Source organism: Streptomyces virginiae (assembly GCF_040638905.1).
Taxonomy (GTDB): domain Bacteria; phylum Actinomycetota; class Actinomycetes; order Streptomycetales; family Streptomycetaceae; genus Streptomyces; species Streptomyces virginiae_B.
The window spans coordinates 80,503-99,667 of sequence record NZ_JBEZYV010000014.1 but is presented as its reverse complement, the minus strand read 5'-3'; the positions used below and the strand labels follow the sequence as shown (position 1 = coordinate 99,667).

The 19,165-nt window shown below is 72.6% G+C and carries 17 protein-coding genes; 4 read left to right on the top strand and 13 right to left on the bottom strand.

Features of this window, described 5'->3' with window-relative positions; all coding sequences use genetic code 11:
- Positions 1–60: 60 nt before the first annotated feature.
- Positions 61–1,425: an MBL fold metallo-hydrolase gene (locus AB0F82_RS21045; RefSeq protein ID WP_362629883.1), complete on the bottom strand. Its 1,365-nt coding sequence runs from the start codon at positions 1,423–1,425 to the stop codon at positions 61–63.
- Entirely contained in the window at positions 1,422–2,531 is a 1,110-nt protein-coding gene (locus AB0F82_RS21040) for a molybdopterin-dependent oxidoreductase (RefSeq protein WP_362629880.1), read from the bottom strand. The genes AB0F82_RS21045 and AB0F82_RS21040 overlap by 4 nt, the downstream gene beginning before the upstream one ends.
- A 340-nt stretch (positions 2,532–2,871) precedes the next feature.
- Between AB0F82_RS21040 and AB0F82_RS21035 the strand changes: the two genes are divergently transcribed.
- Together AB0F82_RS21035 and AB0F82_RS21030 are read left to right on the top strand one after the other, a co-directional pair.
- Positions 2,872–4,755, top strand: coding sequence for an alpha/beta hydrolase (locus AB0F82_RS21035; RefSeq protein ID WP_362629877.1), 1,884 nt, complete (start codon positions 2,872–2,874; stop codon positions 4,753–4,755).
- Positions 4,755–5,297, top strand: a complete 543-nt coding sequence (locus AB0F82_RS21030; RefSeq protein WP_362629874.1) for a hypothetical protein — start codon at positions 4,755–4,757, stop codon at positions 5,295–5,297. The genes AB0F82_RS21035 and AB0F82_RS21030 overlap by 1 nt, the downstream gene beginning before the upstream one ends.
- Before the next feature lie 26 nt (positions 5,298–5,323).
- Here the strand turns inward: AB0F82_RS21030 and AB0F82_RS21025 are convergent, their stop codons facing one another.
- Positions 5,324–6,538: an aromatic amino acid transaminase gene (locus tag AB0F82_RS21025; RefSeq protein WP_362629871.1), complete on the bottom strand. Its 1,215-nt coding sequence runs from the start codon at positions 6,536–6,538 to the stop codon at positions 5,324–5,326.
- Positions 6,531–7,508 carry a DMT family transporter gene (locus AB0F82_RS21020; RefSeq protein WP_362629868.1) on the bottom strand — a complete coding sequence of 326 codons (978 nt, stop codon included), beginning with the start codon at positions 7,506–7,508 and terminating at the stop codon, positions 6,531–6,533. The genes AB0F82_RS21025 and AB0F82_RS21020 overlap by 8 nt, the downstream gene beginning before the upstream one ends.
- Positions 7,509–7,643: 135 nt before the next feature.
- Between AB0F82_RS21020 and AB0F82_RS21015 the strand changes: the two genes are divergently transcribed.
- Positions 7,644–8,132: an Lrp/AsnC family transcriptional regulator gene (locus AB0F82_RS21015; protein WP_362629865.1), complete on the top strand. Its 489-nt coding sequence runs from the start codon at positions 7,644–7,646 to the stop codon at positions 8,130–8,132.
- Positions 8,133–8,177: 45 nt separating this feature from the next.
- On the opposite strand, the gene AB0F82_RS21010 is transcribed toward AB0F82_RS21015, so the two are convergent.
- From AB0F82_RS21010 to AB0F82_RS21000, 3 genes are all read right to left on the bottom strand, one after another.
- On the bottom strand, positions 8,178–8,696 hold the full coding sequence (locus tag AB0F82_RS21010; protein ID WP_362629862.1) for an O-acetyl-ADP-ribose deacetylase: 519 nt from the start codon (positions 8,694–8,696) through the stop codon (positions 8,178–8,180).
- 42 nt (positions 8,697–8,738) lie between these two features.
- Positions 8,739–10,157: a phytoene desaturase family protein gene (locus AB0F82_RS21005; RefSeq protein WP_362629859.1), complete on the bottom strand. Its 1,419-nt coding sequence runs from the start codon at positions 10,155–10,157 to the stop codon at positions 8,739–8,741.
- 138 nt (positions 10,158–10,295) lie between these two features.
- Complete coding sequence (locus tag AB0F82_RS21000; protein ID WP_362629856.1) at positions 10,296–11,120, bottom strand: inositol monophosphatase family protein; 825 nt, start codon at positions 11,118–11,120, stop codon at positions 10,296–10,298.
- A gap of 162 nt (positions 11,121–11,282) precedes the next feature.
- On the opposite strand from AB0F82_RS21000, the gene AB0F82_RS20995 reads away from it, so the two are divergent.
- A complete protein-coding gene (locus AB0F82_RS20995) occupies positions 11,283–12,266 on the top strand; it encodes a DUF72 domain-containing protein (protein WP_362629854.1) in 984 nt (327 codons plus the stop codon).
- Here the strand turns inward: AB0F82_RS20995 and AB0F82_RS20990 are convergent.
- The 6 genes from AB0F82_RS20990 to AB0F82_RS20965 form a co-directional block, all read right to left on the bottom strand.
- Complete coding sequence (locus AB0F82_RS20990) at positions 12,233–13,231, bottom strand: TIGR03842 family LLM class F420-dependent oxidoreductase (protein ID WP_362629851.1); 999 nt, start codon at positions 13,229–13,231, stop codon at positions 12,233–12,235. The two genes, AB0F82_RS20995 and AB0F82_RS20990, sit on opposite strands and share 34 nt — an antisense overlap.
- Positions 13,232–13,244: 13 nt before the next feature.
- Entirely contained in the window at positions 13,245–14,645 is a 1,401-nt protein-coding gene (gene hydA, locus AB0F82_RS20985) for a dihydropyrimidinase (protein ID WP_362629848.1), read from the bottom strand.
- Between the two features lie 10 nt (positions 14,646–14,655).
- Positions 14,656–15,951 (bottom strand): aspartate aminotransferase family protein, encoded by a 1,296-nt coding sequence (locus AB0F82_RS20980; protein ID WP_356811133.1) that lies wholly within the window; start codon positions 15,949–15,951, stop codon positions 14,656–14,658.
- Positions 15,948–16,790, bottom strand: a complete 843-nt coding sequence (locus tag AB0F82_RS20975) for a nitrilase-related carbon-nitrogen hydrolase (protein WP_326480423.1) — start codon at positions 16,788–16,790, stop codon at positions 15,948–15,950. Before AB0F82_RS20975 ends, AB0F82_RS20980 begins: the two co-directional genes overlap by 4 nt.
- A 418-nt stretch (positions 16,791–17,208) precedes the next feature.
- Entirely contained in the window at positions 17,209–18,684 is a 1,476-nt protein-coding gene (locus tag AB0F82_RS20970) for a hypothetical protein (protein WP_362629845.1), read from the bottom strand.
- 45 nt (positions 18,685–18,729) lie between these two features.
- Positions 18,730–19,110: a PPOX class F420-dependent oxidoreductase gene (locus AB0F82_RS20965; protein ID WP_356811131.1), complete on the bottom strand. Its 381-nt coding sequence runs from the start codon at positions 19,108–19,110 to the stop codon at positions 18,730–18,732.
- Positions 19,111–19,165: the final 55 nt, after the last annotated feature.

Genomic DNA, 19,165 nt, shown 5'->3' with positions numbered 1-19,165 from the left:
AAGGGCGGGTGAGGACCGTACCTCCGCGGGGGCGTCGCGAAACCCGCGCCCGGGCCTGCGTCAGGCGTGCGCCATCAGCTCCCGGGCTCCGCCGCTGATCACCGCGGTCACGGGGATGCCCGCACGGTCGATCAGGCCCGCCGCGACGGCCGCCCGGCGGCCGCTGCCGCACACCACCAGGATCTCCCGGTCCCGGGGCAGTTCGCCGATCCTGCGGGGCAGCTCGGCGAGGGGCACGGCCAGCGAGCCGGGGATGCCGCCTTCGGGGCGGTCGGGCCGCACGTCGAGCACCCGCCTGCCGCCGACGTGCCCGGCCAGGGCGGCCGCGTCCGCGGTCCGGAAGGTGCGCAGCGGGCGGCCGGCGGCCGCCCAGGCGTCGGGCCCGCCGGCCAGGTACCCGGCGATGTCGTCGTATCCGATCCGCAGGAGCTGGACCATCGCCTCGTGGGCCGCGTCCCCGGGCGGTTCGGGCAGGACGAGGACCAGCCGCGTGCCGAAGGGCACGACCTCGCCGACGAGGCTCGCGAAGCGTTCGTCGAGCTCGTCGCAGATCGAGTCGGGGAGGTGGCCGGCGGCGAAGGCCGCCCGGTCCCGTACGTCGACGATCTGCGCGCCGCCGCCGAGGAGCCCCTCCACCATGGTCGGGGTGAGCGGGCGCATCACGGGCGGGCCGCCGAGCACCCGTGGCCCGGCCCCGTTGAGGGACCCCATGTGGCGGTAGTAGGCGGGGTACGGGGGCAGGTCCGACATCCGTCCCCTGACGAACTCCTCCTCGTCCTGGGCGGTGAGCACGGGGTTGGTGCGCCGCTCCGTGCCGACCGTGCTGGTCCGCTCCCCCGACACCGGGCCGGCCGCGCAGGAGCTGCCCGCGCCGTGCGTCGGCAGTACGCGGGTGCCGTCCGGGAGCAGGGCGAGGCGGCGCAGCGTCCGGTACTGGGCCCTGGCGAGTTCCTCCGTACGGCCGCTGCCGGAAAGATCGGTCCGGCCGGCGTTGCCGACGAGGAGGCTGCCGCCGGTGAAGACGGCCGACGGGGCCCGGGCGCCGTCGTCGAAGACCAGGTAGGAGGTGTGTTCGGCGGTGTGGCCCGGGGTTTCCACGGCCCGCACGGTCACGTCGCCGACGCGGATCTCGTCGTCCTCGGCCATGGGCAGGTGGTCGAAGGCGTACGGTGCGCGGGCCGGGCCGGCGACGGTGGCGCCGGTCGCCGCGCGGACCTCCAGCGCGCCGGAGACGTAGTCGTTGTGGACGTGTGTCTCCAGGACGTAGCGGATCCGGACCCCTTTGGCTGCGCAGGACTCCATCAGCTCCCAGCTGTCGCGTTGCGGGTCGACGAGGGCGGCCTCGTCACCGCTCACGAGCAGGTAGCTGGTGTCCCCGAGCGACGGGGTGGCGAGGACCTCGATCGTCGCCTCGTAACCGTTCATACGACCACCACCTCGACACAGGCCACGGGGTTGCAGCCGTAGCCACGGGCGTTCCACGGGGCCTGCGGCGGCTGCGTGTCGCCGCGGGCGTCGGTCGCGCGGGAGAGCAGCCGGTACGGTCCCGGCTGCTGCGGGGTCCACCGGTAGGACCAGTCGCTCCAGGCGTACGGGCCGGCCGGTGGTTCGAGTACGGCCCGGTGCCAGCCCCGGACGTGGTCCGGGTCGCGGGCGTCGTCCTCGTGTTCGACCCGCACCTCGACGCTGCGCACGGCCACTCCGTCGCCCGACCATGCGTGGCCCCGGACCAGGGTCTCGTGGCCGCGGCGCAGGTCCTCGTCGGGTGCGGGCTCGGTGATGAGCGACTTGACCCGCAGGGTCGTCACGGGGCCTTCGGGGGTGCCGCGCGGGGTGAGGTAGAGGTACTCCTCGGCCTGGAAGACGCCGGTGAAGGGGCTGGTCACGGCCCGCGCTGCGACCAGCCACTTCACATCCGCGACGGCGTACCGGCCGGGGGCCACCAGGCGGACCGGTGCCCCGTGCCCGGGGGCGAGCGGTTCGCCGTTCATGCGGGTGGCCAGGAGGGTGTCCGGGTGGCGGGCCACGGCGAGCGGGAGGCTGCGTTCGAAGGGTGTGCGGCGGCCGTGCACCGGGCCGCGGTCGGCTCCGGTGAAGACGACCTCGACGGCGGCGGGGTCGATGCCGGCACGGTCGGCGAGGAGGTGGAAGGGCACGCCCGCGAAGTGTGCGCAGCCCACCGCTCGCTGACTCCAGGGCAGGCCGGGCGGGGGCGGTCGCATCAGGCTCCGGCCGTTGCCCGCACATTCCACGACGACGTCGAGTTCGCGGTGTTCCAGCGTGAGGAGTTCTTCGTAGCCGATGGAGAGGGGGGTGGCGACGGCGCCGCCGAACCGGAGCCGCCACCGGCCGGGGTCGGTGGGCGGGACGCGGAAGTGGTCGCGTACGAAGAAGGCCCCGACGGGGGTGACGGGCTCGGCCAGCGCGGCCGCCGGGGTCTGGGCGTTGTACGGGTCGTCCGTGACCGTCTCGGGTGCCCAGACCGTGGCGCCGGGCCCCTGCGCGACCCGGAATTCCGGCCCTGCGGTCATGGCCCCACCTCCCGTCGGGCTCGTACGGCTCGCGACGCGAATTTCTTCCAGCGTACGTCCCGGAAACCCTTGACTTGGGACATATAGGGAGGAGACTCATAAATACACCGGATCACCGGAAAGAGCCGCACCTCCCTCAGGAGACGTCCTGGGGCTCGAGTGACTTTGTCCAGGCTCTGGCCAGGCCCCCGGCAGTACTTGTCGACCACGGGAGCCATCGGCGACGGCGGATGGCTCATGGAACCGACGGACTGCCGGGGACTGTCATGTCCGCGCACACCCGTAGGTAAGATCGCGAGCATTGCATTCGCAGATACTTACGGGGTCGGTGATCGCGGGGATGGACTACGCAACGCTGAAGGCGCTCAAGCCTTCGGAGTTCACGGAGGCGGCGGACGGGTACCGGTCGGTCAGCAGCATGGCCGACCACGCCTACGCGAGTGCCGAAAGTCAGATCACCACGCGGCTGAGAGCCGGGCTGAGCGGCAAGGCCGTGGATGCCGCGATCGACCAACTGCACCTGCTGGCCAAGAACTTCCACTACACGCAGGTCGAATGCGGGCTCGCGGCGACCTCACTCAGCGCCCTGGCCGCGTCACTGACGACCGCCAAGTCGAAGCTGGACGCCGCCCTGTCGGACGCCGAGGCCGCGAAGTTCTCGGTGGGGCCGGACGGTTCGGTCAGCTACCCGCCCGCGGGCGAGGAGAAGGACGGCAAGCTGCCGGACGGCGGCACCGTTTCCGGAAGCGCAAAGGGCAAACCCTCCGGGAACGTCATCGATCCCACCAAGGACGCCAACGACCTGTCCGCCGCGCTGGAGCGGCAGGCCGCGAACATCCACCCCAATCCCAACTTCGGGAAGGCGGTGGAGATAGCCAACCGGATCGCCCAGGCCGTCGCCGAGGCCACCGAGGCCGACACCCAGTGGGCCCCCAGACTGCGCAAGCTGAAAGCCGACGACGACCTCGTCGTCTCCGAGTCCGACTGGGCCGACGTCCAGGCCGACACCGGCCAGGTCCAGGCCGGCGCGAAGGACTACCTCGCCCACATCAAGCCGCCGCCGCCGAAGGGCAGCGACCCGGAGCTGAACGCCGAGTGGTGGAAGGGCCTTTCGGACCGGGAGAGGGAGGCCTACATCACCCTCCAGCCGGCGAGCGTCGGCGCGATGAACGGACTGCCCGCCGACGTCCGCGACAACGCCAACCGCACGGTGCTCGCGGAGACCCACGGCGCCTACAAGACGGAGCTGAACGCGATTCCCAAGGAGCCCGAGCCCAAATACCACTACGTCCAGCGCGGACGGGCGTGGATGCGCGAAGAGACCGACGAGTGGAGCGCCTGGAACGACAAGCACGGGGACCGCAAGGCCCACCTGGAGGACCGGCTGCAGGGCATGGACACCATCCAGAAGCGCTTCGACGAGACCGGCAGGCGCGGGCTGCCGCAGGCGTACCTGCTCGGTTTCGACGCCGAGGCGAACAACGACGGACGGGTGATCCTGGCCAACGGCAACCCGGACACCGCGGACCACACAGCCGTCTTCGTGCCGGGCACGAAGACGACCCTGGGCAGCATCGAGGACGAGGCCGCGAAGAGCGACGCCCTGTGGCGCGAGTCCTCGGCGCTGGCGCCCGGCAAGTCGGTGTCGACCATCACCTGGTTCGACTACGACGCCCCGAACACCATCCTCACCGAGGCCACCCAGGACAAGTGGGGGCAGCAGGGCGCTCCGACGCTGCGGCAGTTCCTCGACGGCACCGAGGCGGCCCACCGCTCGGCCACCGGCGACAGCTCGCACACGACGCTCATGGGCCACAGCTACGGATCCACGCTGATCGGCGACACGGCGAAGTACCGCAGCGAGTACGCCGACACATGGGCCGATCCCCTGCCCGTCGACGACGTGGTCGTGGCCGGCAGTCCCGGCATGCAGGCGGACCACGCCGCCGACCTGGGCTTCAAGCCCAAGCACGTGTGGGCGATGGAGGGCGGGGGCGACGACAACTTCGTCACGGGTGGTGGCCGGTTCGCCGGTCTCGGCGACAACTGGACCATTCCGACGGACGAGTCCTTCGGCGCCAACAAGATGCGCAGCGACGCCCCGGGCCACGGAGGCTTCTGGGACGAGGAGGACGGCAAGGCGTCCCTCAGTCTGCGCAACCAGGCGGCCGTCATAGCGGGCCGCTACGACCGGGTCGATCTGGAAAGGGCGGCGCCCCACTAATGGACCGCAAGAACAGGTACAACGTCACGGCACTGGCGCTCCTGGGCGCCCTGACCCTCGCATCGGGATGCACTCTCATGGACAGCGAACCCTCCGCCAAGCGCACCTACGAACCGCAGCCCCGCGCCCACCGGGACGTGGAGAAGGAGGTCGGCGACCTGTCGAGCAGGGCCCTCGACATGACACAGGTGAAAGGCAAGGTGACCGACGGGGGGCCGGCGACCTATCCCTGCGGCACCAGCGAGGAGAAGAAGCAGGGCCTGCGCAACGTTCGGCACGTCTGGTCCGTGTACGGCGTGGACCACGACGCCCTCGACACGGGTATGAAGAACCTCGCCGCGCAGCTGCCGCAGAACGGCTGGAAGGTCGTGAAGAACGGCCCGAACGAGAACACCAAGGCGAAGACTCCCGAGGTCCTCGCCGTCCACGAGGCGTCCCACACCCAGCTGGAGGCCCAGTGGATGGACAGCTCCGACGGGGGCGAGAACCTGATCAACTTCGCCGTGTACTCCCGGTGCTTCAAGGACACCGAGCCGGAGTAACACCTGCGGCGGCCCCGGCCCGGGGCTCAGGCGAGCTCGCGCGGGCGGGGCACCTCGGCCGTGTCCAGGACCGCCGCGATCCCCCGGGCCAGGCAGGGGATCCGGTGGGCCGGTATGCCGGCGATGTTGATCCGCCCCGAGGTCGTCCCGTAGATGGCGTACTGCCTGCGCAGCCGGAGCATCTGGTGCGCGGACAGCGGCAGCATCGAGAACATGCCCTTCTGCCGGGCCAGCGAGCGCGCCTGCTCCGTGCAGCCGAGCGCGGCGAGGTGGTCGGTCAGATCCGCGCGGTTGGCCATGATCCGGCCGCGCATGACGTCCAGCTCCGCGCGCCAGGAGGCCCGCAGCCCCTCGTCCTGGAGGATCGTGGTCACGACGGCGGCGCCGTGCTCGGGCGGCATCGAGTACAGGGTCCGGGCGGCGTTCTGCAGGGCCGTCTCGGCGTACCGCACGGCCCGGCCCGAGGAGCCGAGGACGATGGCGCAGCCGACGCGGTCGCTGTAGAGGCCGAAGTTCTTCGAGCAGCTCACGGCGATCAGCATCTCGGGCACCCGGGCCGCCAGCATCCGCGTGGCCAGCAGGTCGGCCTCCAGGCCGTCGCCGAGCCCGTGGTAGGCGAGGTCGACGAAGGGCACCCAGCCGCCGCGCTCGGCCGATTCGGCCAGCGCCTCCCAGTCGTCCAGCAGGGGGTCGACGCCCGTGGGGTTGTGGCAGCTCCCCTGGAGCAGGACGACATCGTCGCGGCCCGCGTCCGCCAGCTCCCGCAGCACGCCGGCCGTGTCGAAGCCGCCCTCCGGGTCCCGCCACCCGTAGGTGCGGACCTTGAGCCCGGCGGCCTCCAGGATGGGCCGGTGGTTGACGTAGGCCGGGTCGCTGATCCACACCGTGGCGCCGGGGCGGGTACGGAAGACCAGGTCGGCGAGGAGCCGCAGGGCGCCGGAGCCCGCGACGGTCTGGACGGCCGCGGCCCGCTCGGCGGGCCCGTGCGGCCCCAGGACCAGGTCGAGCAGGGAGCGGTTGAAGGCGGTGTTGCCGGAGAGCCCGCGGTACTCCTTGGACTCCGAGCGCTGCGCCAGCCGGATCTCGGCCTCGCGGACGGCGGCCATGACGGGGGTGGTCCCGGACTGGTCCCGGTAGACGCCGAGGACGAGGTTGAGGCGTTCGGGCCGCTCGTCGCCGCCGAACTCGTACGTCAGGTCCCACAGCGGGTCGGTGGGCGGCGGGGGGAGGAGCTCAAGCATGTGCGGGGACCTCGGGTCGGGGGCGGCGGTTGGCGAGGACGACGCCGGCGGTGATGAGCGGGACGCCGACGAGGACTGCGGCGGTCGGTGACTCGCCGAGCAGGGGGATCGCGAGCAGGACCACGGCGACGGGGCTGAGACTGCCGACGACGGAGCTGCGTTCGGCGCCGAGACGGCGGATGGCGAAGGCGTACAGCAGGCCCGCGCAGAGGCCGACGCCGAGCCCCTGCACGACCAGGAACAGCACGATGTCGCCGCCCGCGGCGTGCGCGATGCCGGTGGGGAGGACCCCGGTCAGGACGAGCAGTCCGATGATCACGAAGGAGGGAAGGCACAGCAGTCCGATCGATCCGACGGGATCGAGGTCCACCTCGCGCAGTCCCACGGTGTAGAGGGCCCACAGGCCGCTGGCGACCAGGAGGATGCCGGAGCCGGCGAGGACGTCGGTGTCCACGGGGACGACGTAGCGCCAGACGAGGGCGACGACACCGGCGGCGATCAGCGCCAGGCCCGCGGCCTGTGTCCCCCTCGGGACGCCGTGCCCGCGCCGGATCATGATCAGTGAGACGAAGAGCGGGACCATGCCGGGGACGATGGACCCGACGAAGGCCGCCGACGTCAGGGCCCCGCCGTTCATCGCGGCCAGGAAGAAGGGCACCCCGGCACCGCAGACGATCTTCAGGGCGGGGCCCGGCCGTACCGCGGCGATGGCGCGGCGGCGCCGCCACAGGGCGGGGAAGAGCACGACGAGGGGGAGGCCGAACCGCAGCAGCGCCGCGTCGGCGGGCAGCAGCGAGGAGGTGCTCAGGGCGCGGGCGCTGAGTGCGAACGCCGCCCAGATCGACACCGTCACCAGCAGAGCCAGCATGCCCTGGGCCTGGGGGGAGAGCCCGCGCCGGCCGGGGTGTCCGGCGCACGGGCCCGCCGCATCGGGAGGCAGGGTCGCCCGGGTGGTGTGCGTCGCGACCAAGGGATCCACTCCAGCCTCTGGAACACGGACCGGTCCGGTCCGCTCAAGGCAACGCTAGGCCTTGAGCCGGGGCAGCCGATTGCCAGTTCTGCCTCTCGGACATACGTTTGGGGCAGGATCTGCCAAGGAGTGGCCATGGACGCAGTCGATCTGCAGATCATCCGGGAATTGCAGACGGACGGGCGCCTTTCCAACCAGGAACTGGCCGACCGCGTCCGGCTGTCTCCGTCGCCCTGCCTGCGCCGGGTCCGGCGGCTGGAGGAGGCGGGTCTGATCCGCGGCTACACGGCCATGGTCGACCAGGTCGCCTTCGGGCTGCCGGTGACCGTCTTCGTCCGGATCCGGCTGGAGCGGCACACGGCGGAGGCGGTGCGCCTCTTCGAGGAGCACGTCGCGGTCATCGAGCACATCCAGGACTGCTACTTGATGGCGGGCAGCAGCGACTACCTGCTCCGGGTCGTCATCGAGGACCTGGAGGCCTACGAGGCGCTGGTGCGCCACCGGATCCACGCCATCCCCGGGATCGCCTCGATCGAGTCGAGCTTCGCGTACGGCAGCGTGAAGCAGTCCAGGACCTATCCGCGGCCGGCGCCGGGTGCCTCCCGGCGGCCGCCGGGGGCGTGAGGCCCGCCGGGACGTCCGACGGGAGCATGCCGGACCCCGGAACGCCTACCGGGACGCCTCGACCGCCGCCTCGAAGGCGGCGTGGGCGGCTTCGTCGAAGAGGACAAAGCGCACCTCCTGAACCTCGGTACGGGCCGCCCGGACCGTCCCGACCGCGATCCTCGCGCCGTCGTCCATGGGCCAGCCGTAGACACCGGTGGAGATCGCCGGGAAGGCGACCGTACGGGCGCCCAGCTCGTCGGCGACGCGCAGCGACTCGCGGTAGCAGGAGGCGAGCAGCTCCGACCGGTCCTCTTCGCGCGACCAGACGGGGCCGACGGTGTGGATGACGTGCCCGGCGGCCAGCCGGCCGGCCGTGGTGGCGACGGCACGGCCCGTCGGCAGGCCCTTGCCGTAGTGCGAGCGCCGCAGGTCCTCGCAGGCGGCGAGGATCTCCGGGCCGCCCCTGCGGTGGATGGCGCCGTCGACCCCGCCGCCGCCGAGCAGGGAGGAGTTCGCGGCGTTGACGATGGCGTCGGCCTTCTCGGCGGTGATGTCGCCGCGGACGAGGGTGATGCGGACCATCGAAAGTCCTTTCAAGGGTGCTGCCGGGGTCGGGCGCCGCTCTCAGGGGGCCTTGCGCAGGTGGCGCCAGACGGCCTTGGCGGCGTTGTGGCCGGACATGCCGTGGACGCCCGGCCCCGGAGGGGTCGCCGAGGAGCAGATGAAGACCGCCGGGTGGGCCGTGGTGTACGGGGAGAGGCTGAGCCTCGGGCGCAGCAGGAGCTGGAGGCCCGAGGCGGCTCCGCAGGCGATGTCCCCGCCGACGTAGTTGGCGTTGCGGGCGGCGAGCTGGGGCGGACCGGCCGTGGCGCGGGCCAGGACCAGGTCGCGGAAGCCGGGGGCGAAGCGCTCCAGTTGGCGCTCGACGGCTTCGGTGAGGTCGCCGTCCCAGCCCGCGGGGACGTGTCCGTACGCCCAGAAGACGTGCTTGCCGTCGGGAGCCCTGCCGGGGTCGACGAGGCTGGGCTGCGCCGTGATGAGGAAGGGCGTGCGGGGGGCCCGGCCGCCCGAGGCGAGCTGGAGGGCGGCGTCGATGTCGCGCGTGCGCGGGCCGACCTGGACGGTGCCGGCGCGGCGCGGCTCCTCGGCCGTCCACGGGACCGGGCCGTCCAGGGCGTAGTCGATCTTGAATACGGAGGCGCCGTACCGGTAGCCGTCGTACGCGCGCCCGAGGCGGGCGATCCGGGCCAGTGCGGTCGGCGAGGTGTCGAAGACGTAGGCGCGGGCGGGCGGGAGGTCGTCGAGCCGCTTGACCTCGAAGTCCGTGTGGATCCGGCCGCCGAGGTCGCGCAGGTACGCGGCGAGGGCGTCGGAGATGGACTGGGAGCCGCCGCGGGGCATCGGCCAGCCGCCGGCGTGGGCCGCGAGGGCGAAGACCAGGCCGACCGCGCCGGTCCCGATCCCGTCGAGCGGTGCGATGACGTGCGCGACGAGTCCGGCGAACAGCGCGCGGGCCCGTTCGTCCCGGAAGCGGCGCAGGAGCCAGGTCGAGGGCGGCAGTCCGGCGAGCCCGAAACGGGCGAGGGTCACCGGGTCGCGGGGCAGCGCGGTGTTCGGCAGGGACATGAAGTCCCGGGCGAGGGTGTCCCATCGGCCGAGGAACGGTCCGACCAGTCGCCGGTAGGCGCCGGCGTCGCGCGGGCCCAGGGATGCCGCCGTCTGCGCGACGGAGCGCGAGAGGACGGCGGCCGTGCCGTCGTCGAAGGGGTGCGCCATGGGCAGCGGGGCGTGCAGCCACTCCAGCCCGTACCGCTTCAGCGGCATCGTGGCGAAGACCGGCGAGCCGATGCCGAGCGGGTGCACCGCCGAGCAGGGGTCGTGCCGGAAGCCGGGGAGGGTGAGCTCCTCGGTCCGGGCTCCGCCACCGACCGTGTCGGCGGCCTCGAAGACGGCCACGGAGAAGCCGCGCCGGGCCAGTTCGACGGCGGCCGTCAGCCCGTTGGGGCCCGCCCCCACCACGACCACATCGAAAATCGACGGCACTTGCACTCCTTCGTTTCCGGCGGCGCTTGCACCTCCAGGATATTGCGAGGGCCGGTGGGGCAGGACCCGCCGGACCCCCGGGCCGTGTCTTTCGGATCAGGCCGGCCGCGAGCCCGGCGTGGTCCGAAAAGACCCGGCCTACGCGCCCCGGAGCAGCTCCCGGATGCGTACGGCGGTGGCCTCGTCCCGTCCGACGGCGAACGGCAGGGCATTGTCGCGGTCCACCCGGAAGGGGACCCCGTCGACGGTGCTCTGCGCGCCGCCGGCCTCGGCGACCAGCAGCAGTCCGGCGGCGTGGTCCCAGGCCGACGGCCAGGTGAAGGCGAGGGCGTCCATCTCGCCGCGGGCCACCTTCAGGTACTCCAGGCCGGCCGAACCGCAGGGCCTGGCGGCGACGCCGGGTACGTCCAGCCGGGCCAGGGTGCGCTTGTTCTCGTCGGAGGTGTAGAGGGGGTGGGCGATGGCGACGCGCAGATCGGTGCCGGGCTCGGGCGAACCGCTGTGGATCTCCTGCCCGTTGACGTACGCACCCTGTCCGCGCACGGCGGTCGCCAGTTCCTCCAGGGCCGGGGCGAAGGTCCAGGAGGCGAGGATCTCCCCGCGGTGGGCCAGCGCGACCAGGGTGCAGAAGGCCGGGTCGCCGCCCACGAACTGGCGGGTGCCGTCGACGGGGTCGACGATCCACACGGGGGCGTCCGCGCGCAGCGCCTCGTACACGGTGGGGTCGGCGTGCACGGCCTCCTCGCCGACGACGGCCGAGCCGGGCAGCAGCCGGGTCAGGGCGGCCGTGAGGTGTTCCTCCGCCCTGCGGTCGGCGATGGTCACCAGATCGTGCGGCCCGGTCTTCTCGTCGACCTCGTGCTCGGCGAGCTGCCTGAATCTCGGCATGATCTCGACCGCCGCCGCCTTGCGGACGGCTTCTTCCACATCGGGCAGGCCACGGGCCAGGAACTCATCGATCATGCGCCCATCACATCACGGCGGACCGACAAAGCCCACCGGCCCCGGTCAACGCGGCGCGCACACGCGGGGGCCACGGGGTGAACCGGCGCGTGAGCCGTCCGGGTGCGGCAGGGACTGCGGGCGGGACCGGTAGCGCCGGGCGGAGGGGGTATCCGCGTCCCCATGGGTGACATCTCGGTGGGCACGTGTTCATGGACGGATCCGTCACTGGTCGCCGGCGGGTGGTACCCCGCCGGGCAACGTGACGCGGAGGGACGGCTGAGGTATTACGCCACCCGTTTCCCAGTCGTCGAGGTCGACTCCACTTACTACGGGATGCCGAGCCTGCGCAACAGCGCGCTGTGGGCCAGTCGGACCCCGCCCGGCTTCCGCTTCGACGTGAAGGCGTTCTCCCTCCTCACCGGCCATCCCACACGGACCGCAGCCCTCCCGGCCGACCTGCGGCAACCGGGTGCCCCCGCTCGGGTACGCGCCGACCCCGGGCTGCTGGAGGAAGTGTGGCAGCGCTTCAGCAGCGCTCTGGAGCCCTTGCGCGAGAGCGGGCGGCTCGGGACGCTGCTGTTCCAGTTCCCGCCCTCGCTGGCTCCGGGTCCGAGGGGCGAGCAACTGGTCGAGGAGAGCACCGGGCGGGCGGAAGGTTGGCCGGTAGCGGTGGAATTTCGCCACCCGGAGTGGTGGAGTGCGCGGCGGCGGACCGCGACCGCCCGGCTCCTCGGCCGGTGCGGGTCGGCGGCCGTCGCCGTCGACACGGCCCAGGGACTTCCTTCGTCCGTTCCTCCGGTCACTGCCGTCACCACGCCGGAGCTGGCCGTCGTCCGTTTCCACGGGCGGAGCCCCGAGTGGGGTTCTTCCGGCCCGGGCAGCAAGGAGGCGGCGTACCGCCACACCTACACGGAGGCGGAGTTGGCCCCGTGGGTCACACGCCTGCGGGACGTGGCACGGCAGGCCGACTCCGTGCACGTCCTGTTCAACAACTGCTGCGCCGACGCGTCCGTGCGGGCGGCGGGCACGATGCAGCGCATGCTCGGCCAGGAGCCGCCCGCATCGGGCGAGCGACTCGCGCACGGCCGGGCGACCGGGCACGTGCCCGGTCCTCGGGACGGCGGCGGGAGTCAGTCCAACGCCGGGATGACGTGTCCGCCGTAGGCGTCGATCGTGGCCTCCCTCTCGTCGTGCATGGCGTAGAGGGCGAACTGGTCGACGCCGAGGTCGCGCAGGGCCCGCAGCTTCTCGATGTGGGCCTCGACCGGTCCCAGCAGGCAGAAGCGGTCGACGATCTCGTCGGGCACGAAGTCCGTGGACGGGTTGCCGGCGCGGCCGTGATGGCTGTAGTCGTAGCCCTGGCGGGCCTTGATGTACTCGGTCAGGGCGTCCGGGACCAGCCCCGAGTGTTCGCCGTAGCGGCCCACCAGGTCGGCGACGTGGTTTCCGACCATGCCGCCGAACCACCGGCACTGGTCGCGTGCGTGGGCGAGGTCGTCACCCACGTACGCCGGGGCCGCCACGCAGATGGTGAGGGCGTCCGGGTCCCGGCCGGCCGCCGCGGCCGCCTCCCGGACGGACCTGACCATCCATTCGGTGAGGTAGGGGTCGGCGAGCTGGAGGATGAACCCGTCCGCCTTCTGCCCGGCCAGCGCGAGGGCCTTCGGTCCGTACGCGGCCATCCACACCGGAAGCTTCCCGTCCCGGATCCACGGGATCCGGATCGGGTTGCCGTCGACCTCGGCCTCGCGGCCCTCGGCGAGGTCGCGGATCACGTCGATGGCCTCGCCCAGCCGGGCCAGGGTGTTCGGGGCGCGACCGGCGACCCGCATCGCCGAGTCCCCGCGGCCGATCCCGCAGACGGTGCGGTTGCCGTACATGTCGTTGAGGGTGGCGAAGGTGGAGGCGGTGACCTCCCAGGTGCGGGTGCCCGGGTTGGTCACCATCGGGCCGATGTGCATCTTCTGCGTGTTGGCGAGGATCTGGCTGTAGATGACGAACGGCTCCTGCCACAGGACCGCCGAGTCGAAGGTCCAGCCGTAGCGGAAGCCGTTGCGCTCGGCGCGCTTCATGAGGCTGACGACCTGGGAGGCCGGTGGGTCCGTCTGGAGGACGAGGCCGAAGTCCATGCGGGGACTCTCCTTACAGGTACTGGCAGGTGGAGCGGTGGACGAAGGCCCCGTGGCCGGCCCGGCCGGCGTACTCGCGCCGGTCGATGACGAGTTCGCCGCGAGAGAGGACGGTGTCGACGCGTCCGGTGATCCGCTTGCCCTCGTACGCCGAGTAGTCCACGTTCATGTGGTGCGTCTCGGCGGAGATGACCTGCTCGGCGTGCGGATCGTAGAGGACGATGTCGGCGTCGGCCCCCGGCGCGATGGTGCCCTTCTTCGGGTAGAGGCCGAACATCCGGGCGGGTGCGGCACAGGCGATCTCGATCCACCGGCGGCGGCTGATGTGCCCGTCCACCACGGCCTGGTGGAGGAGGTCCATGCGGTTCTCCACGCCCGGCAGCCCGTTGGGGATCTTCGAGAAGTCGCCCCGGCCCAGCTCCTTCTGGCCCCGGAAGCAGAAGGGGCAGTGGTCGGTGGAGACCACCTGGAGGTCGTTGGTGCGCAGCCCCCGCCACAGTGCGGCCTGGTGCTCGCGGGGCCGCAGCGGGGTGGAGCAGACGTACTTGGCGCCCTGGAAGTCGGGCTCCTCCAGGTTGTCGGTGGACAGGAACAGGTACTGCGGACAGGTTTCCCCGAAGACCGGCAGGCCCTTGTCACGGGCTGCGGCCAGCTCGGCCACCGCCTCCTCCGCCGAGACGTGCACGACGTACAGCGGGGAGCCCGCGACCCGGGCGAGCTGGATGGCGCGGTGGGTGGCCTCGGCCTCCAGCAGCACCTTGCGGACCTCGCCGTGGTGGCGGGGGTCGGTCTCCCCGCGGGCCAGGGCCTGTTCGACGAGGACGTCGATCGCGATGCCGTTCTCGGCGTGCATCATGATCAGCCCGCCGTTGGAGGCGCCGCGCTGCATGGCGCGCAGGATCTGCCCGTCGTCGCTGTAGAAGACGCCCGGGTAGGCCATGAACAGCTTGAAGGAGGTGACCCCTTCGCCCACGAGGAGGTCCATCTCCTTCAGGGTGCCCTCGTTGACGTCTGAGAGGATCATGTGGAAGGCGTAGTCGACGGCGCAGTTCCCGTCGGCCTTGGCGTACCAGGTGTCGAGTCCTTCGCGCAGGGAGTGGCCCACGCTCTGGACGGCGAAGTCGACGATGGTCGTGGTGCCGCCCCAGGCGGCGGCCCTGGTGCCGGTCTCGAAGGTGTCCGAGGCGGAGGTCCCGCCGAAGGGGAGCTCCATGTGGGTGTGCGCGTCGACCCCGCCCGGGATGACGTACTTCCCGGTCGCGTCGATCGTACGGTCGGCCGTCCAGGCACCGGCGGCCGCGGAGCCGTGGGCGGCCAGCGCCGCCACGCGGCCGTCCTCGATCAGGACGTCCGCGTGGAGTTCGTCGGCGGCGGTGACGACCAGGCCGCCGCTGATCAGGGTGCGGTTGCTCATGTGGTCCCCCTCACTGGATGCTGCGCAAGGCCTGTTCGAGGATCTCGGCGCCCTCTTCCGCCTCGGCGACGGTGAGGGAGAGTGGCGGCGCGATGCGCAGCACGCTGGTGTTGTGGCCGCCACCCTTGCCGAGGAGCAGGCCGCCTTCGCGGGCCGCCTCCAGGACGGCGGCGGCGGCGTCCGGGTCGGCCAGGTCTGTGCCGGGCTTGGTGAGCTCGATACCGGCCATCAGACCCCGGCCGCGGACCTCCCGTACGGCGGGGACGGTGGCGGCGATCCCGCGCAGCCGCTCCAGGAGCAGGCCTCCGACGCGTCGTGCGTTGCCCTGGAGGTCGTGTTCCAGCAGGTAGCCGAGGTTCGCGACGCCGGCCGCCATGGTGACGGGTGAACCGCCGAAGGTGGAGATGGAGTTGGAGTCCAAGCAGTTCATCACCTCGGCGCGGGCCACGACGCCGCCGATGGACATGCCGTTGCCGATGCCCTTGGCGAAGGTGAGGATGTCCGGCGGGCCGTTCTGGGCGTGCGCCTGCCAGCCCCAGAAGTGGTCTCCGGTACGGCCCCAGCCGGTCTGCACCTCATCGCTGATCCACAGGATGCCGTGGCGGTCGAGGACCTCGCGGAAGGCGCCGTACAGCCCGTCGGGCGGGGAGGTGAAGCCGCCCACTCCCTGGACGGGTTCGGCGATGAGGGCGGCCACTCCCCCGCGGGCCTGGCCGAGTACGTCTTCGAGGTCGGCGACGGCCGCGGCGGTGAAGGCGGTGTCGTCGAGGTGGGCGAAGGGGCCGCGGGTGCGGACGGCGCCGTGGACGTAGTACGTCTGCAGCGGCGAGAGGCTGGTCGGGGACCAGCCTCGGTTGCCGGTGATGGAGACGGTGGAGAAGGACCGGCCGTGGTAGCTGTTGCGCATCGCCAGGATCTGGTTGGAGCGGCGGTACGTCGTCGCGAGCAGCAGGGCGGTGTCGTTGGCCTCGGTGCCGGAGGTCGTGAAGAAGACGCGGGCGTCGGGGATGCCGGAGAGGGCCGCGACCCGCTCGGCGAGCTCGATCATCGGCCGGTTGAGGTACAGGGTGGAGGAGTGGATGATCCGCCCGGCCTGCTCGGCGACGGCCTTGGTGACCTCGGGCAGGGCGTGGGCGGTCATCGTGGTGAGGATGCCGCCGAAGAAGTCGAGGTAGCGGTTGCCGTCGGCGTCCCAGACGTGGCGTCCCTCGCCGTGGGTGAGCTCGATGGGGTGTGCGTAGTACAGCGCGAGCCAGTCGGGCAGGACGGTGCGGTGGCGGTTGTGGAGCGGGGTCGGGTTGGTCACGGCTGTACGAGCCCTCCGTAGGCGTCGGGGCGGCGGTCGCGGTAGAAGGCCCACTGGTCGCGGACCTCCTTGATCAGGTCGAAGTCGAGGTCGCGGACGAGGAGTTCCTCCTCCTTGTCGCTGGCGACGTCGCCGACGAACCGGCCGCGCGGGTCGACGAAGTAGCTGGTGCCGTAGAAGTCGTTGTCGCCGTACTCCTCCTGGCCGATGCGGTTGATCGCGGCGACGAAGTACTCGTTGGCGACGGCCGCGGCCGGCTGTTCCAGCTGCCAGAGGTAGGCGGACAGGCCGCGGTGGGTGGCGGAGGGGTTGTAGACGAGCTGGGCTCCGGCCAGGCCCAGCTGGCGCCAGCCCTCGGGGAAGTGGCGGTCGTAGCAGATGTAGACGCCGATCCGGCCGACGGCGGTGTCGAAGACGGGCCAGCCGAGGTTGCCCGGACGGAAGTAGTACTTCTCCCAGAAGCCCTTGACCTGCGGGATGTGGTGCTTGCGGTACTTGCCGAGGTAGGTGCCGTCGGCGTCGATGACGGCGGCGGTGTTGTAGTAGAAGCCCGCGCTCTCCAGCTCGAAGACGGGGACGACGATGACCATCCCGGTCTCGCGGGCGAGGTCCTGCATGCGGCGGACGGTCGGGCCGTCGGGGACGGCCTCGGCCCAGCGGTAGTGCTCGGGCTCCTGGACCTGGCAGAAGTAGGGGGCGTTGAACACTTCCTGGAAGCCGATGATCTTCGCGCCTTCGGCGGCGGCCCGGCGGGCGTGCTCCTCGTGCTTGGCGATCATCGATTCGGTGTCTCCGGTCCAGGTGGCCTGGACCAGCGCGGCGCGGACGACTTGGGCCATGAGCTGCTCCTTGCGACGGGAACGCCGGTTCTACGCACGTAGACGGAGTGCGTAGGGAGTAGAACGTAGGCCTCGCCACAGCGTGGGGCAAGACCGCCGTGCACGGTTGGAGTAGTCGATCAGGTTACGTCGCACCGTGGTCGTTTGCGGTCAGCGGACGGGACTTTGACGACATGAAGCGTGGGGTGTCCGCAAGACGGTGCGTGCGCTGCGGGCCACCTGGCGGAAGCGGCCGGGCGGGCCCCGCGGGACCGGGCTCCGGGGGCCGCGCGGCACCCGGGCCGGGGGATGGTTTCCGCGGCCGGCCCGGCGCGGGTGGGAGCGGGGGTGTCCCCGCAGGACGAGCGCGCAACCCCCGGGTACCACCGGATCCCGCCCCGCAGGGCGCCTCGCACCCGGCATGATCGGGGTGGGCCCCTCAGGCAGGGACGATGCCCACGACGCGCAGGGCGTGGGCGAGGTCGCGGTGGCGGGCACCGGGGAGCAGGCCTGCCGCGTGGAGCAGCCGCGGGGTGAGCCACTGGGGGTCGTGCCGGGCCAGGGCGGCGGCCTCCTCGGCGGTACGGACGCGTACGAAGGCTCCGAGCAGGGCGTCGGCCTCCCGGGTACGGCCCGCCGCGCCGAGGGCGAGGGCCGCGTCCGCGACCTCGGGGGCGGGGCGGGAGACGCCCTGGCGCAGCAGGGCGTCGCAGTCGGCCTCCCGGCCGGCGTCGCCGAGGGCGGCGGCGGCCGCCGCGAGCTGTACGGGCGGCAGCGAGGCGGCCTCCCAGAGCAGGGTGTTCCAGTCGGCCGCCAGGCCGGCGCGGGCCAGCTCGGCGGCCAGGTGGGGCAACTGCCCTGCGGGCCAGGCAGCGGCCTGGCACAGCAGGGCGTGCGCCTCCCCGGTACGGCCCTGCGCGCGCAGCGCGAGCAGCTCGGCGGCGACGGCCCGGGGCGTGCGGTTCGGCGGCGCCGGCACGGACGTGGGCGCGGACGTGGGCGTGGGCGCGGACGTGGGCGTTGCTTCCGGCACCGGCCCCGGCACGGGCTCGGGCCTCCGTCGGCCGAACCGGGCGCCGCGCGGAGCGGGGTGGTCCTCGGCGTCCTGGTGGCCCGGGGGCGGGGTGAAGACGGGGGGTTCGTCAGCCGTCGCCCCGGCGTACCGGGCCCCTCCGCCGCGGCGCGCTCCGCGCAACCACCGCCCCTCGCCCCGCGCGACGGGCGGCAGAACCGGCGGCTGCGCCGGACCCTCGGCGGGTACGCCCGCCCGGGCCGCGGGCTCCGCCGGCTCCGCGGGCGCGCCGTTCCGGGGCTGTCGCCCGGTGTGCGGGAGTGGCTGGGTGGCGGGGTGGACGGGGGCTTCGGCTCGGGGTGGGTGGGGGGATGTCCGGCGGGGGACGGTGGGTAAGGGGTCGGTCTGCAGGGCGGTCAGGCGGGCCGCGAAGTCCTCGTGGCGGGCCGCGGCGCGGGCCATGTCGTCCTGGGTCCAGGACAGCTCCCGGGTCAGGGCATCGGTCTCGGCCGGGTCGGCGGCCCCGACCAGCCGGACGGCCAGGTCCCGCAGGGCGGCCTCGGACTCCGCCCGCTGGGCGGCCGCCGCCGCGAGCAGGGTCCGTAGCTCGTCCTCGCCCCCCGGCAACCGGTCCCATACGTTGACGGCCGCCGCCCGCAGCCTCGCCGCGTAGACCGTCTCCCGCGCCGCGAGCTCCGCGCCGCCCGCCCCCGCCAGGTCCCTCAGCAGCGATTCCACCACGTCCCACGGGGGTATCGCCGCCCCGTTCAGACAGGCCCGCACGCCCTCGGGATCCCGGCGCAGGAACTCCCCGTACCAGCCTGCTCCGGCATCCAGCCGCTGCGTCAATCCCCTCAAGTATCCGGAGAGTTGACTGATCGCCAGTGAAGTCGCGGTCTCCATGACCGCATTGGATCCCACCTGTGTTACGGGCGGGCTACGGGAGCCTCAAAGCTTGACGGCGATCGCGGTGTGCGGCCGCTTCCCCCGGCGCGCCAGCGCGGCGGGCACGTCCACCGCCCAGAACTGCCAGGTGTACTTGCGCGACATCAGCTTGCGCACCCGCCGCAGGCCCTCGTCGTCGAGCAGCCGGGCCCGCCCCTCGACGACGGGCGCGCCTTCCTCGACGCGCCCCCGCACGTCGCACGGGGCGAGGGTGACCCGCCCGTCGTTGCGGATGCGCTTGACCTTCCACGAGTCACTGCGCGTCCACACGTACAGCTCACCTCCGTCGGCCACCGCCCACACCGGTGTCGCCACGGGCGTGCCGTCCTTGCGGAAGGTGGTGAGGCTGACGTACCGCGCGCTGCCGAGCTCCTGGAGACCCATACCGGGACCCTAACGCGGACCTCCCGGGGCCCGGCACCCCGGGAGCCGCAGGGGC